Annotated in this window: 10 protein-coding genes; 7 read left to right on the top strand and 3 right to left on the bottom strand. The window is 70.9% G+C overall.

Translation table 11 applies throughout. From position 1 onward, the window contains the following. Positions 1-63: 63 nt before the first annotated feature. Complete coding sequence (locus D7316_RS14480) at positions 64-1,218, top strand: glycoside hydrolase family 3 N-terminal domain-containing protein (protein WP_197718365.1); 1,155 nt, start codon at positions 64-66, stop codon at positions 1,216-1,218. Beyond that, a complete protein-coding gene (locus D7316_RS14475) occupies positions 1,212-1,745 on the top strand; it encodes a hypothetical protein (protein WP_124708867.1) in 534 nt (177 codons plus the stop codon). The genes D7316_RS14480 and D7316_RS14475 overlap by 7 nt, the downstream gene beginning before the upstream one ends. A gap of 27 nt (positions 1,746-1,772) precedes the next feature. Here the strand turns inward: D7316_RS14475 and D7316_RS14470 are convergent, their stop codons facing one another. The 3 genes from D7316_RS14470 to D7316_RS14460 are packed head-to-tail and all read right to left on the bottom strand — an operon-like array spanning position 1,773 to position 7,968. Beyond that, positions 1,773-3,239 carry a dynamin family protein gene (locus tag D7316_RS14470; protein WP_124708866.1) on the bottom strand — a complete coding sequence of 489 codons (1,467 nt, stop codon included), beginning with the start codon at positions 3,237-3,239 and terminating at the stop codon, positions 1,773-1,775. After that, positions 3,239-5,098, bottom strand: a complete 1,860-nt coding sequence (locus D7316_RS14465; RefSeq protein ID WP_124708865.1) for a dynamin family protein — start codon at positions 5,096-5,098, stop codon at positions 3,239-3,241. Before D7316_RS14465 ends, D7316_RS14470 begins: the two co-directional genes overlap by 1 nt. Positions 5,099-5,151: 53 nt before the next feature. Further along, positions 5,152-7,968 carry an IniB N-terminal domain-containing protein gene (locus D7316_RS14460; RefSeq protein WP_124708864.1) on the bottom strand — a complete coding sequence of 939 codons (2,817 nt, stop codon included), beginning with the start codon at positions 7,966-7,968 and terminating at the stop codon, positions 5,152-5,154. Positions 7,969-8,270: 302 nt separating this feature from the next. Here D7316_RS14460 and D7316_RS14455 point away from each other — a divergent pair, with 302 nt between their 5' ends. From D7316_RS14455 to D7316_RS27680, 5 genes are all read left to right on the top strand, one after another. Then, complete coding sequence (locus tag D7316_RS14455; RefSeq protein ID WP_124708863.1) at positions 8,271-9,995, top strand: Hsp70 family protein; 1,725 nt, start codon at positions 8,271-8,273, stop codon at positions 9,993-9,995. Further along, positions 9,992-12,139, top strand: a complete 2,148-nt coding sequence (locus tag D7316_RS14450) for a helix-turn-helix transcriptional regulator (protein ID WP_124708862.1) — start codon at positions 9,992-9,994, stop codon at positions 12,137-12,139. The genes D7316_RS14455 and D7316_RS14450 overlap by 4 nt, the downstream gene beginning before the upstream one ends. A gap of 92 nt (positions 12,140-12,231) precedes the next feature. Further along, positions 12,232-13,962 (top strand): Hsp70 family protein, encoded by a 1,731-nt coding sequence (locus D7316_RS14445; RefSeq protein ID WP_124708861.1) that lies wholly within the window; start codon positions 12,232-12,234, stop codon positions 13,960-13,962. A 120-nt stretch (positions 13,963-14,082) separates the two neighbouring features. Continuing rightward, entirely contained in the window at positions 14,083-14,697 is a 615-nt protein-coding gene (locus tag D7316_RS14440) for a TetR/AcrR family transcriptional regulator (RefSeq protein ID WP_124708860.1), read from the top strand. 117 nt (positions 14,698-14,814) lie between these two features. Then, complete coding sequence (locus D7316_RS27680) at positions 14,815-15,510, top strand: DUF222 domain-containing protein (RefSeq protein ID WP_331852572.1); 696 nt, start codon at positions 14,815-14,817, stop codon at positions 15,508-15,510. Positions 15,511-15,514 lie beyond the last annotated feature (4 nt).

Here is a 15,514-nt window from a genome sequence, read left to right as displayed (position 1 = left end):
CATATGGGCTCAACTCGGCGAGGACAAACGCAACGACGTCGGCTCCGGGGCGTGCTGGTGATGATGACGGTCGCGGCCGTGGCGATCGTCGGGGTGGGGTGCGCGGGCAGCGAAACGTCCGACGGTGCGGGCGGTTCGACGTCTCTGTACAGCACGACATCGAGTGCACCCTCGTCGTCGTTCGTGGCCACTCCTGCGGTAACTGCTTGTGGCACAAGGCAACTCGAGTCGATGACACTGCGGCAGAAGTTGGCCCAACTGGTCGTCGTGGGTGTCACCGGTGCCGCGGATGCGCAGGCCATCGTCGAACGCGAACAGATCGGCGGCATCTTCGTCGGCAGTTGGACCGACAAATCGATCCTCACCAGTGGTGCGGCGACACGCATCTCGAAGGGCAGCCGCATCCCGCTGATGGTCACCGTCGACCAGGAGGGTGGCCGCGTGTCGCGGCTGTCGGCGCTCGGCATCGACAGCCCGTCGGCGCGGGAACTCGCGCAGACCAAGACGCCGCAGCAGGTTCGTGCGATCGCCGCGACGACCGGGCGTCAGCTGCGTGAGCTGGGGGTCACCGTGGACTTCGCGCCGGTGGTCGACGTGAGCAACGAGTCCGATGACGAGGTGATCGGCGACCGCTCGTTCAGCAACGACCCGGCGGTGGTCACCGAGTACGCGTCGGCGTACGCCGCGGGACTCGAGTCAGCCGGGATCACGCCGGTGTTCAAACACTTTCCGGGACACGGTCACGGGTCCGGCGACTCGCATCTGGGAGTGGTGGTGACCCCGCCGCTGTCGTCGCTGCAGAACAGCGATCTCGTGCCGTACCGGACGCTCCTTCGAGATCCGGCAGGTGCCGCCGTCATGGTCGGCCACCTGATCGTGCCGGGCCTGACCGGTCCGGAGACCCCCGCCAGCATCAGCCCGCGGGCGATCGGGATGCTGCGCACCGGGCGCGGCTACGGCGGTCCGCCGTTCAACGGCGTGGTCTTCTCCGACGATCTGTCCGGCATGGCCGCCATCAGCGCGAGGTACCCCATCGAGCAGGCCGCGCCGATGGCGATCCGGGCCGGAGCCGACATCGCGCTGTGGCTGGCCACCGACCGCGTGTCGTCGGTCCTCGACTCGCTCGAGCGTGAGGTCGCGGCGAAGCGTCTGACCGTGGCGCGGGTCGATCGGTCGGTGGTGCGCATCCTGCGGTCGAAGGGTGTGCTGCAGTGCTGAGTGCGACCCCGCCACCCCGGCCGCGGGTGTCGATCACACCGATGCGGCCCGAGCGCCCGGGCCGCGGTCGGTTGTCCGGGGTCGTGGTGGGGTTGTGGTCGGCGGCGGTGATCCTGCTCGTGATGACCGTGTTCCTGGTCGCGGTCCACCTCGCCGAGATCCGGACGGCGCTGGCGCTCGACGTCGCCCGCGACGAACCGTCCGCCGGCGCGGACGAGGTGGTGCGCGCGGTGAACATCGCGCTGGTGGCGGGGGCCGTGCTGGCCGCGGTCGCGATCGTGGCGGCGGTCTACGGATGTCTGGGTGTGTGGCACGGCCGGCGGTCGGGTCGGGGGTGGCTCGTCGTCGCGGTCCTCGCGGCGGTCGTGCTCACCGTCGGCGGAGCGGTCGTCATCGGTCCGTCGGCGTCGGCGGTCACCGATGCCGGGCTGCCGCCCCTGTTCCACTGGATCGTTCCCGCGGTGGCCTGTGTGCTGGGCGCGATCGCAACGGTGTTGGCGTACCGCAGCATGTCGCGGAGAACGTGACTCCGGACTTCGTCCCCGGGTAATGAATCACACGGTCGGCAGCTGTGCCACGACGCCTTCGGCGCTCCGCGCCGCCACCCGGCAGGCGTCGGCCTCGGACGCGGCCACCAGCGGATGACCCGAGCGCGCCCTCCAGCGCGCCGCGGCCTCCACCGCGGCCGACCGGATCGTCGGGTCCGATGATCCGGGGTCGAGATCAAGCCGTGTGATGGGATCGACGCCCCGGCCGCCGATGAGCCGGGTGAGCTCGGCGACCTGATCGGCCGGCAGGTCCAGTCCGCCGGCCCGCAGCACGTTCAGCAGTCTGAGTTCACGGAATCCGTGGACGTCGGCGAGGGCATGTCGCACCGACGCACGCACCCGGCCGGCCGCGGGTGCCTCGGTGGCGGACAACACGTGGTCGAGCGCGACCAGCGCGGTGTGCGCCTTCAGCTGATCGGCCCGCTGTGCGAATTGCGTGTCGATGATCCCGATCAGTTCGTCGAGTCCGCTGCGTGCGACGAGTTCGGCCGCCAGTTTCACCGAGGTGTCGACGCCGAACCGGACCAGGGTGACGGCCAGTCGGATACCGAACACGCCGAACCGGTTCGCCAGCGCGATGCGCGTCGCGGGTTCGATGTGCGGCAGTACGTCAGGACGGACAAAGCGGTCGACGGTCAGGATGGCCGCCTCGAGTTCCGGGCCGGGCAGCGCGGCGAGATCGACCAGTGCCCGGAACTCCACCTCACGCATCGTGCGCGCACCCAGTGCGAGGAGGCCGGCCACCGGCACCACCGCCTGGCACAGTCCGGTGCGGGCGAGCTCGGCGGCGAACCTGCCGGCGACCTGCTGTGCGGAGAGCATCGCGTCCATCCGGCCGGCGCCGATCTCGTCTGCGCGGGACACGACTCCGATCACACCGAGGGGACCGGATCCGCCGCCGATGGCCGACGATATGCGCCGCAACATCGACGTGTCGGCCGCGGTGAGCGCCCGCATCAGATAGACGACGGCGTCGACTCCCGACTCGCCGTCGTCGGGAGTCAGCAGGCGCGTGGTCGATGCGGAGAGCCCGGTCGACAGCGATGCGGTACCCGGGGTGTCCACGATGGTGCGCGACTGCAGTGCGCGCGATGGCCATTCGACGTCGAGGTGGTCGACGCGGTCGGCGGTCAGCGCGCCGAAGTCGAAGCCCAGACGGCCGTCGGTACGGGTGACGGGGATCGGAGCCGCCGATCCGTCATCGACGTGCGCGGTCACCGATGCGGTCTGTCCACGGCGGTACCAGGTGACGACTCGGGTGCATTCGGTGGCGTCGGTGGGGGCGATGTCTTGTCCGACAAGCGCATTGAGGAGCGTCGACTTGCCCGCCTTCAACGAGCCGGCCAGCGCGATCCGGATCGGTCCGTCGAGTCGCCGAGCGCATCGGTCCACCGCGTCGACCGCTCGGCGATCGTCGGCCAGCGCGTTGCGAGCGGCACCCAGGAGCGTCCTGGCCTGGACGAGATCGGCCATCACGCCCCGGCCGCGACGTCGAGTCGGTCGGCGGCCCGCCGCAACGCGGCGACCGCACCGAGCCGCTCCTGAACCTCGCTGACGCGCGACGACCGTTGCGAATCGGCGATGGCGGCAGCCGATTGCGCTGCGGTCAGCGACTCGGCGATCGATCGCGACGTCTCCTCGGCGACCGACGTGAAATGGTCGCGGAGGACCCGCTGGATCACCCGCAGACGGTCACGAGACTCCTTGCCGACCTGAAAACTCACGTCGTCGGTGAACGAGCGCACCGCGACCTTCGCCTTGCCGCGCCGCTCCAGCACGCGCGCTTCCTTGTCGTCGCGGTAGGCCTTGCTGCCCAGCAGGATTCCGGCGCCCACCGACACCGGATTGATCAGCGCCATGCCCATCATCGTCGAGATGAGGCCGAACATCAGCACTCCGCCGTACGAGCCACGCATACCGACCAGCAGCTTCTGGCTGATCCCGGATTTCCGGGCCTCGAGGGCGGCGAGGTCGGCGACCGTGTCGAAGACGCCATCGAGATCGGCGATGTCGATGTCGGGAAGGGCGTCGGTGCCGGCCTCGGCGAAGTGCTCGGCGACGCGCTGCGCCAGCCAGATGGATCGTTCGTGCGCCCAAACGAAGTTGTCGCCGACGACCGTGGCCGTCTGTTCGGCGAGCCACTCGCCGAACTGGTCCCAATCCGCGCCGGGATCGCCGTCGTCGATGGCACGTTCGGCCTCGCGTGTGACCGCGCGCAACCGGTCGCGTAGATCGTGATCGATGTCGGCGGCGAGATCGCCGATGCCGTCGGAAAGGGTCTGCTGCCATTGCGCGGACCGGCGCCGCATGGCCTCCGCCGTGATCTTTGCCTGCTGCAGACCCTCGACGGCCCGCTCCGCGGTCTCCGGATCGCGCAACGCGGCGAGTTCACTGCCGAGCGTGAGGGCCAGATGTTCGGACACCACCCGCAGGTCCGTCGCGACCGCGGCGCGGGCGGCCTGTCGCGCGGTGGTGACGACTTGTTCGCGGAGATAGCCGTAGAGATCGACGAACCCGGCCTCGGCGTTGAGTTGCTCGTCCTGCAGTCGCAATGCGTGGATGCGCAACATCGACGACACCGGCAGGATTGGGATGTCGATGTTCTTGGTGCGCAGATGATTCCGATCCGCATCGGCGATCGATCGCCAGTGTGGGTAGAGGTCGGTCTTGGTGAGCAGGCACGCGACGGTGGGGCAGAGTCCGACGACCTGCTCGAGAAAACCCATCTCGGGGGCGGTGAACTCCTGGCTCGCATCCGACACGAACAACACTGCGTCGGCCGTCGCGACCATGCCCAATGTCGCTGCCGCGTAAGGGTGTCCGTGCCCGCCGACGCCCGGTGTGTCGACCACCACGAGACCGTCGGCGAGCAACGGGCCTGCAGCGGCAACCTCCAGTCGCGCGACCTCACGGCCCTGCGCGTGGGTCGACGTCGGGGTCACCGAGGTGATCTCCGACAGCGGGATCGCGATGCGGTCCTCGCCCGGGCCGCCGACGACCAGGTGTGCGGTGGGCTCCGCGGAATGCGAGATGACCGTGGGTACCGCCGTCGTCTCATCGTCACCGACCGAACAGACCTCGGCATCGAGCAGCGCGTTGACGAACTGGCTCTTGCCCTGCTTCAGCCCGCCGACCACGACGATTCGCAATCGCGGGTCGGTGATCCGGACACGAGCGCCCGACAGTCGGGTCACGAGATCGCCGCGGCCGGCGTCCGCGGCGATGATGCTCATCCGGTCGAGCAGATCGGGGAATGCCGGAACGGCGTCCGACGCCGCCTGGCCTGGTGCCGCCGCTCGTCGTGCGGCCGGTGCGGAACTGTTCGTCGTCATGGTGCTCTCGTTGTCACGGTGCTCAGATTATCGCCGGTCGAGATCCTGCGGACTCAGCCGCCGAACACACCACCGTGATGGTCGGCCGAGTCGGTCGTCGTCGCATCGGTGTGCGTGTCCGCGTCACCGCCGAGACCGAGTCCGCCGCTCAGCCCGCCGTCGAGTCCGCTGGTGAGTCCGCCGTCGAGTCCGCTGGTCAGGCCGCCGGTGACGTCACCGGTCAGGTCCGACGCCACATCACCTGCCGCATGGGTCGTCGTGTCGAGGGTGCTGTCGACGGCCCCGGCGACGCCGCCGGCCGCCGAGGCATCGACGCCTGCACCGGCGGTCGCGTCCCCGGCCGCGGTCGCGGAACCGTGCAGGTCGCCGCTCGCGTGGCCCGTACCGGTCGCATCCCCGGTGAGATCCCCGGTCAGGGCTGCCGTCTGATCCGTGGCGAGGCCGAGCCCGTCGGTGAGCCCGAGCCCGCCGGTGAGACCCGAGTCCCCGGTGACCTCGCCGCCGAGGCCGGTGTCGAGGGTGAGTCCGTGATCGGGTGAGGTGAGGTCGGAACCGCCGCCGAGACCCAGCGTCGGATCGATGGCGGTGTCGAGATCGCCGGTCACGATCGAACCGAGGCCGCCCACCGAATGCAGGCTCGAATCGAGCGTCGTGGTGATGCCGTCGGCAGTTGACGCGTCGAGGTCGAGCGCGGTGCCCAGCGTGGAGGTCAGGGCGGTCCCGACGTCGGTGCCGCCGGCCACCCGGCCGGCGAGGTCGCCACCGAGGTCGCCCGATACGGCGGCCCCGAGCACGGCGCCGAGCGACCCGCCGAGCTGTGCGCCGACGTCACCGCCGCCACCGAGGGCCGTCGAGAGTGCGCCACCGAGATCGGTTGTCGCGCCGGTGAACACGTCACCGGAAAGATCCCCGCCCAGGGCACCGTCGAGGGCGCCGCCCAAATTGGTGACCAGGGCGCCGTCCACGCCGAGCGCCGTGCCCAGATCGGCGGCGAGTAACTGCCCGACGCTGATCCCGGATGCCGCGCCCAGCAGGCCGTCGACCCCGGCCGCCCCGGTCAGCATCCCGCCCAGGCTGCCGCCCAGGGCCGCGGCGACGTCGCCGCCGACTCCGCCCACGGCGCCCAACGACGCCGCGAGATCGCCCGCGAGTCCGCCGTCGAGCAGCGCGGACAGGTCGGTCCCGATCACACCGCCGGCACCGAGTACACCGGCGAGGGCGCCGCCGAGATCGGCTCCGACACCGCCGCCGAGTGCACTGTCGAGCACCGTCGAGAGCGATGTATCCAGTCCTGCACCGGCATTGAGCAAGCCATCGAGGGTGGCGCCGGCCGTGAGTCCGTCCAGGTCGAGCCCGAGACCGCCGTCGCCGCCGAGCGCGACCGAGAGCGCACCGCCGAGGGCCCCGCCGAGGTTCGCGGCGATCTCGCCGCCTGCGCCGAGGGCGGAGGAGAGTGTCGTACCGATCGCGGTCTGCAGATCCCCGGTGGCGGCGAGTGCGGCATCGAGTCCGGTGCCCAGGGCGGCGTCGAGCGCCGCGGAGAGCCCGGCCTGCGCGCCTCCTCCCACGCCGAGGGCCGCCGCGATGGCGCCGCCCATGACAGCACCCAGCCCGGCTCCCCCGGTCAGTGCGATGCCACCGATTGCGGCCGCCCCGCCGGAGACCACCGCGGTGATCGCGGTACCGAGTTCCGCCGCCACGGCGCCGCCGGCCCCGAGCCCGGTGCTCAGACCGCCGGACAAGGTGGCGCCCAGCTCCCCGGCCAGGGCGCTGATCGCCTGCGCGTCGAGCAGCCCGGACAGCGCGGCCTCGACACCGCCCGCGGCGCCGAGGGTTCCGTCGAACGCGGCGGCGAGGTCCGTGGCGAGGGCGGCGTCGATGTGCAGCGCACCGGAGAGCACCGTGGAGACGGCACTGCCCGCGCCGAGCCCCGCGGACAGCGCGGTGGCGAGGTCCGCGCCGAGTCCGGCGCCTGCGCCGATTCCGGCCCCGAGCACGCCACCCAACGTCGCGCCGAATGTTCCGGCGACGGCACCGCCCGCGGCGAGGCCCGCCGACAGGGCCGCGGAGAGGGTGGCGCCCGCACCGGCGGCCAGGTCACCACCGGCGGCGAGAGCGGCGTCGAGGGCCGCGCCGAACTGGCCGACCAGCGCGCCCTCGGCACCGATGGCCGCGGCCAGTGACGCGGCCACCTGAGCCCCGGCCCCGGCACCCAGGTCGAAGCCGCCGCCGACGAGGGTGTCGAGCGCGGCGCCGAACGCGGCGCCGAAGTCGGCGGCGATGTCACCACCGGCGGACATGCCGGCAGCGAGTGTCGCGCCGAGCGCGACGGCGAGCTGGCCGGCCAGATCGAGGTCGCCGAAGGCGATACCCCCGAGATCGAGGTCGGCCAGTCGGAAGCCCGAGAGATCGACGTCGCCGAGCGCGATGCCTCCGAGAGCATTGCCGAAATCGACGTCGCCGACGGAGATCCCGCCGAAGTCGAAGGCGCCGATCGTCGTGGTCCCGACAGCACCGCCCAGGTCGCCGCCCACGGCTCCGCCACCGAGACCGTCACCGACCCCGCCGGCCCCGCCACCGATTGCCCCGCCACCGATTGCCCCGCCACCGATGCCGAGACCGCCACCGCCGACGGCGCCACCACCACCGCCGAGGCCGCCCGCGGCACCCGCGATGGAGCCGAGGCCGGCGCTCGCGGCGACCAGTCCGGCGTCGGCGATCAGCGGCGCCGCCGCGGAGATGTCCGCGGGCGTCACACCGTGCAGTCCTGCGGCGGTGAGCGTGGCCTGCGGATTACGGCAGTAGGCGGTGATGGATTCCTCGTCGCGCAGGAGGCCCAGGATGAAGTCGAGTACGGCGTTCGTGGCCATGCGGATCGTCTCCTCGTCAGTCGAGATCGTGGTGATCCCGTGTCGACATCTGACGCTAGACAGCATCGGCCGTCGCGACATCGGGGAAAAACCTGGTTCCACGACCCCCTGGGCGGTGGGCCCCTTGTCCAGCTCTGTCCCGCATAGGGGATTCACCCTCGTCTTCGAGTCAAGGGCTAACGACGGACCACCGGGACACGACACACTCATCGAGCGCACCGTTCGGGACCGGGGCCATCACCGGCGACGAGTGATGCAGCCCATCGCCGTCACCGTCCCGGTGCCAGACAAAGGAGTGGGCGATGACCTACGGAATCGGTGTGAAGATCGGCGCGGATACCTGCGTCGCCACCGCGGCGTCCGACGATGCCTGGGCGAGCACCATCACCTCCGCGACGGTGGACCTGGTCGGCCGTGACGACTTCATCGACCGTGTCGGTGACCCCGTCGGTCTGCTCGACGGGGGAGGCGAAGCGATCGGCGCGGCGGACCTCTATGCGGACGCGGTCGAACGCATGGTCGGCGCGGTCATCGACGACCTGCCCGAGGACTCGGCGACACACGTCGGGATCGTCCATCCCGACACCTGGTCCGCCGAAGCCCTCGACGACGTGCGGTCGGCCGTGGCCGCACGCAGCGCCCTGACCGGCCTGGATGTCACCTGGGTCCCCGCGGCCGCCGCGGCGGCCGCCGCAGTGGAACACTCCCACGGTGCGCTGTCGGACGGTTCGACGGTCGTCGTATACGACCTGGGCGCGTCCGCGTTGACCGTCTCCGTCGTGCGCGTCGGCGACGTCCCCGAGGTGATCGGACGTCCGCTCACGTCGTCGGCGATCTGCGGCCGCGAGTTCGACCGCCTGATGCTCGCCGAGGTGCTCGACGTCACCGACACCGCACACGTACTCGGTGCGCCGGCCCACGACGATCCGTCGGTCCTCGACGACCTCGTCCGACTCCGCGCCTCCTGTCGCACGGCCAAGGAAACACTCTCGACCGACACCGACACCGTGGTCGATGTCGTCGTCGCGAATCGGCAGACCGAGGCGCGCCTCGTGCGGGAAGACGTCGAGAACCTGCTGCGGGCCCCGATCCTGGAGTCGGCGGCCGTGGTGCGCGAGGCGGTCCTGGCGGCCGATGTCGCGCCCGACGATGTCTCCGCCATCATCGCCACCGGTGGTGGGTCGGCGATCCCGCTGGTCACCGAGTTGTTGTCGACCACATTGCGCGCGCCCGTGATGCTCGACCCGGAACCGCTCTCGGCGGCCGCGGCGGGTGCCGCGCTGGTGGTGCATCGCGTGCTGACCACACGGCCGACCGGGCTCGTCGTCGCGGATGACCTGATCGAGCGCACGCAGGCGCTCGAACCGTCCCAACCCCCGGTCCGTGACATCATCCCGGCCCCGAGCATTCCGGTAGCCGAATCCACTCCGCGGCTGACGCCGCGTCGTCGCGGGCTTCTCGTCGCGGTCGGCACCGCGACGCTCGCGGTGATCACCGCGACCGGACTGTCCGTCGGGACCGGACTGATCGGGTCGTCCGACCCGGTCAGGCCCGCGCCGGCGGGTGCCGCGACGTCCGAGCCGGCGATGAGCCCCACGCGCGGCACCTCGACGGCGACCGGCACCAGCACCGCGACGGGCGGAGAGGGGACCCCTGCGGTCCAGCCCGCACCGGGTCCCTCCCGCGACGGGGCGCCGGCCACCGAGGAGGTCGATACCTCCGCACCGACGACGCGCACCGGCGCAGCGCCCACCGGCACCACCACGGCGCCCACCCGGCCCGGCGCCACGAATCCGGGTCCGGCCGCCCCGAACACCCAGAATCCTGCCCCCGAAGCCCCGACCACCAACAACCCGCCGCCCGAATTCCCCGACGAGTCGTCGGGCGGGAACAACGGTGGCGGAACCGGCGGAGGCTCCACCGGGGGTGGCGGCCCCAGCGGCGGCGGTGTCCGCCAATTGCCGGGAGCCGTCCTCGAAGGGACCGGTGACGCGGTGTGCGGAGTCGCCGGCATCCTCTGCCGATGACGGTCGTGCCACACGCGTTCGACGCCGACTGGGCGACGCGTGTCGTCGGCGACGTCGGGGTCCGCGGATCGGCCCTCGAGTGCGCGCTCATCGTCGGACCGCCCGGCAGCGGTCGCTCCCGCATGCTCGGGGAGCTGACAGCCCGATTGCGCGACAACGGCTCCCGCATCGTGTTCGGCCTTCCGTCCACACCGATCGAGGTGCCGCCCGACGACACCCGCCGCGCGATCGTCGTCGCCGACGACCTGCATACGTGGCCGCGCGAACTGATCGACGGGCTCGTCGCGCAGCTCGACGAGGGCCGGGTGGCGCTGGTCGGCAGCACCGAGGCGCGGGAACGCGATCGCGGCATAGCAGGCCTCATCGGTCTCGCCCGACGCGGTGGTGCGGAGTGGCGGTGTCGGCCGATGTCGACCGGAGATGTCGTGGATCGTGCTGCAGCACAAGGTCTCACGCTGACAGCGACGGATGCCTCGCACATCCGCCGGCGGTGCATCGGTGCGTCCGCGCTGGTCGATGTCGTGCTCGCGGCGGTCGTCGATGACGACGATCCGGATCCGGAAGCGATCGCCACCAGGGTGGCCGCAGATCGGCATCACCGCGTGCTGCGCGGGCTGGACGAGACGACACTCGGCGTCCTGGCGCTGGCGGCCGATCGTGCCGCGCTGGACCCGGACGCGTTGGCCGCCACGCTCGACTGCCCCCTCGACGATGTCGTCGACGCGCTCGATCGCGCACGTGGCACCGGGTTCCTCGGTGGATCGGATGTCTTCTACTCCACCGCGATTTCCTCTCTCACCGAGGTGATCGGTGCGCTGCGAATGACGGAACTGCGCCGGCGGGCCGCCGGGGTCCTGGTGGGTTCGGGTGCGCTGTCGGTCGATGACGCGTTGCGTGCCGTCGACGCCGGGATCCTCGAACCGCTCGTCGTCGACACGCTGTGCACTGAGGCCGTCGCGGCCGGGCGCACCGACCCGTCGCGGGCGGTCGCGCTGCTCGCCGCAGCCGAGGCCGCCGGCGGCAGGCTGGCGGAGCTCCGTCCGTTGCGGGCGCGATCATTGTGGGCGGCAGGTGATCTCGCCGGCGCGGAGGCGTTGATCGACGACACGATCGGCCTGTGGGTGACCCCGTCGGCGGATGCCGCCGAGGCCGTGGCGGTCGCAGCCGAGATCGCCACCGCCGGCGGCCGCCATCACCACGCGGCCGAACTGTTCTGCTGGCTCGGCCCGGAACACTGTGGAGAGCAACGTGTCTCAGCTGTCGCTGCCCTGGTCGCGGTCGGTGAGCGGACGTCCGCGACGTCGTATCTCGGTGCGGGGGATGGGCCCCCGTCGATCGCGCACCGCGCCGCGGACCTGGTCATCGAGGGCCTTCTGGAGACCTCTGACCGCCGGATCGCGGTCGACGCCGTGCTGCGCGCGTGGTCGGCCGGGGGTGACCGCGACACCCTGCGTGCGGCGGCGTGGCCGGCCCTCGCGCTGGCCGTGCACGCCGGCGATCTCGTGGCGGCGCGGGCGATCGCCGACGCGGCGAGTTGCTTCCTCGGTGGCGCCGGTGCGGCGTGGGTGGCGCTGATCGGCGACGACCTCCAGGCCGCGCGGCAGGGGTCGTTGCCCACTGCCGCGACGCCGACCGATCGGCTGCGCACACTCGCCCTGCAGGTGGGCATCGCGCGGCGAACGGATGACGCGGAGGCGTTGGCGCGAGCGTGGCACCAGGCCGTGCCCCTGATCGCGACGCTGGAGGTCACCCTCTTCGACCTGTTCGTCGTCGGCGAACTCTGGCTCGCCGCGGTTCGCCTCGGCGATACTGCCCGGATCGAGCGGCACATCACGACCGCCGATGCCCTGCTCGACGCCGTCGGAGATCGGGAGATCTGGCGGCCCCTCTGGCAGCGCTACACACAGCTCACGACCGGGCAGACCACCACCGAGACGGTGACGGATTCCGATGGTCCGCTGACCGATCGCGAGGCCGAAGTGGCACGCGAACTGCTGGCGGGATACACCTACCGCGAGATCGGTGAACGGCTCTACATCTCGGCGAAGACCGTCGAGCACCATGTCGCGCGCATCCGGCGCCGACTGGACGCCGGCTCACGATCAGAACTCCTGGCCGCGATCCGCGCCGCCGGATACCGATGAACCTGCCGACCGGCTAACACTCTCGGCGTCATCCGCGACACAACCAGTACACGCACCGTTCGGGTCCGGTGCGTCGGAATGGAGTGTGGGCGATGACCCTGAGCATCGGTGTGAAGATCGGCGTCGAGAACAGTGTCGTGGTCGCGGCGTCGGAGGCGGCGTGGGAATCGACCATCGTGGTGCCGACGGCCGAGATCGCCGGGCGCGAGGACATCGTCGACGTCCTGTTCGGTGCGGCGCTGTCCCACCACGGCGCGCCCGAGCCGGCCGCCGACCTCTTCGCCCTGGTCGTCGAGCGGTTGCTGAACGCCGTCGAGACCGAGGTCGGGGACATCGCGGGCGCGCTGATCGGTATCGCTCACCCCGACACCTGGACGCCCGCGATGGTCGACGACGCGCGTGATGCGCTGGCCGCGCGCGGCGTCATCGCCGCAGCCGATGCGCTGTGGCTGCCGACCGCGGCCGCGTCGATGGCCGCGGCCGAACACAGCGACGGCGGGTTTCCGGACGGGTCGGCGGTGGTGGCCTTCGATCTCGGGGCGTCGGCGCTGTCCGTCTCGGTTGTCCGCGTCGGGGAGATCCACGAGGTCGTCGCGCACCCGCTGACATCGTCGGCGATCAGCGGTCAGGAACTCGACCGGCTGCTCGTCGCCGAGGTGTTGCGAACGTCCGGGGTGACGGAGACATTCGGCTCGCTCGCCCAGGCCGATCCCGCGGTGATCGACGATCTCGAACGCCTGCACGACCGATGCCGGGATGCCAAGGAAACCTTGGGAATCGCCGATCATGTGGTGGTCGACGTGACGATCGGCGCGCAGCAGGCCGACGCCCGCCTCGACCGGGACGACCTCGCGGGCCTGTTGCACGCCCCCGTCCTCGAGGCGGCGGCGATGGTCCGAGAGGCGTTGGCGGCGGCCGACATCGGATCAGACGGGGTGATCGGTGTCGTCGCCACCGGCGGTGGCTCCGCGATACCGGGTCTCGCCGAGTTGCTGGCCGCGACGCTGGAACTGCCGGTCCTCGTCGATCCGGAGCCGTTGTCGGCGGCGGCGGCCGGCGCCGCGTTGCTGGCGATGCGGTCACCACGAACCCTCGGCAGCGGCGCGCCCACCGAGCCCATCGCCGCCGCAGATCTCGAGCGCGCAGATCTCGAGACCACAGAGTTCGAGACCACAGAACTCGTGACCACACGACGTCTGTCCCGCGGCACCCGAACCGCGATCGCGATCGTCGCGGCGGCCGCCGTGGCGATCAGCGCGGCCGGACTGTTGACCGCCATCATGGGGCCGGCCGACTGGGGAACGCAGTCGGCGGCCCGCGAGACGGGTGCGCAACGGTCGGCGACCTCGCCGACCACCGAGTTCGACCAGATGCCCGGTCCGTCTCGACCCACCGGGGCCGGCACCGTGGATCGGCCACTCGTCCGGATGGGGCCGTCGCCGCTGCCCGTCCCGGTGGATGAGCGCACCGAGACCGCACCCGGGCCGCGCCCGCCGGGCACGGGGGCGCCGCGAGTCGGCCCGGTCGTGCCCACCAGGCCTGCCGCCGCTCCGGCGCCGGGCCCGACGACACCCGGGGCGACGCAGAATCCGGGACCGGGACGTCCGACCACCGGGGGGCCGAGCACCGGAAACCCGTCGAGCGGTGAACCCACCGTCGAGGAACCGCCCGCCGAGGAACCGGCACCCACCCCACCCGCGACGACGACTCCCGAGGAACCCGTCGACACCGGTCAGCCCGGTTCGGGTGGCGGCACCGTGGCGCCATCGGGCACCATCGACACCAGCACGACGTGCGCGGTCGACGATCTCGTGTGCCGTTGAGGCACGGTCTCTCGGCACTGTGAGGGCACGGCCCTTTTTCGCACCATCCGCCCCCAGGAACTTACCCCACGGTAAGATGATCGGAATCTGATCGTCTTGTCGAGCGGTGGAGGAGTGGTAATGGCCGGCGGTACCAAACGGCTGCCCCGCGCAGTGCGGGAACAGCAGATGCTCGACGCCGCGGTCAAGGTCTTCTCGGAAAACGGCTTTCGTGAGGCGTCGATGGATGCGATCGCCGCCGAAGCCGAGATCAGCAAGCCGATGCTGTACCTCTATTACGGCTCCAAGGACGAATTGTTCAGCGCGTGCATCGCCCGCGAGTCCGGACGGTTCATCGACGCGATGAGCGTCGGCTTCGACCCGTCGCTGCGTCAACGGGAGCAGGCCCGCACCGTCGTCAAGGAGTTCCTGCGGTTCGTCGACGAGCACCGGCAGTCGTGGAAGGTGCTCTACCGGGTCGCCGTCGGTACCCAGACCTTCTCCCACTTCGTCTCGGACAGCCGCAAACGCGTCACCGAGATGGTCACCGAGCTGATCCGCGCGGGCACCACCGTCGAGGGTGCCCGCGACATCGACTTCGAACTCACCGCCGTCGCGCTGGTCGGCGCGGGCGAGGCGGTCGCCGACCGCATCACCGAGGGTGACGTCGATCTGGACACCGCGACCGACCTGTTGGTGGGCATCACCTGGCGCGGCCTCAAGGGTGTGGGCACGGCCGACGTCGTCGCGGAGTAGACGTTCCGCGGAACGCCGATCCTGTCGGTGGCCGCCGGTAGATTCAATGGTGACCGGTTTACATCGTGCACAGGGGGTTTCGTTGTGGCGGTTACTCAGTTGGCTCCCGCAAATGCGGTGTCATCGAGCATTTTCGATGATGCACGTCCAGAGGATCTCTCCGATGACGAGATCGCCGATCGGCTCGTGGGGTACGCGAGCCAAGTGGCGGCGATGACCGCCCGCTTCTTGGATCTGTTGGCCGAGTTCGACGATCGCAGCGCATGGGGCGGGGACGGCATCCTCTCGTGCGCGCACTGGTTGTCGTGGCGGACTGGGCTGTCGATGCGCACCGCCCAGGATCACCTGCGGGTGGCGCACGCACTGCCAGAATTGCCGCTCATCGGCGAGGCGTTCTCGCATGGACGTCTCTCATATTCGAAGGTCCGTGCACTGACACGGGTGGCGACTCCCGAACGTGAACAGGAACTGCTCAATGTGGCATCGTCGTCGACCGCGGCGCAGGTCGAACGTCTGGTGCGCAAGCTTCGCCACATCGACCGTCATGCCGAGGAAGAGGAACGGGGACAGATCGATTCGCGGGGCAGCTGGCGCTGGAATGACGACGGCAGCCTGTCTGTGAATCTTCGTCTGGCCCCGCTGGACGGTGCCCGTTTCCTGGCCGGAGCCGTGCGTGCCGAGTACGAGCGGACCCGCATTGACGGCGACCCCGACGTCCCCCTCCCACCGGTACCGAATCCGCGGCGGAGTCAACGCAATCCGGTGGGCCGGATCTGTGGCGAAATGTCCCGTCCGACATCGCTCCCGCGGTGATCGC

Origin of the sequence: Gordonia insulae (assembly GCF_003855095.1) — a bacterium.
GTDB classification, from domain to species: domain Bacteria; phylum Actinomycetota; class Actinomycetes; order Mycobacteriales; family Mycobacteriaceae; genus Gordonia; species Gordonia insulae.
The sequence above is the reverse complement of the archived record's forward strand: the minus strand, read 5'-3'. Positions and strand labels throughout refer to the sequence as shown.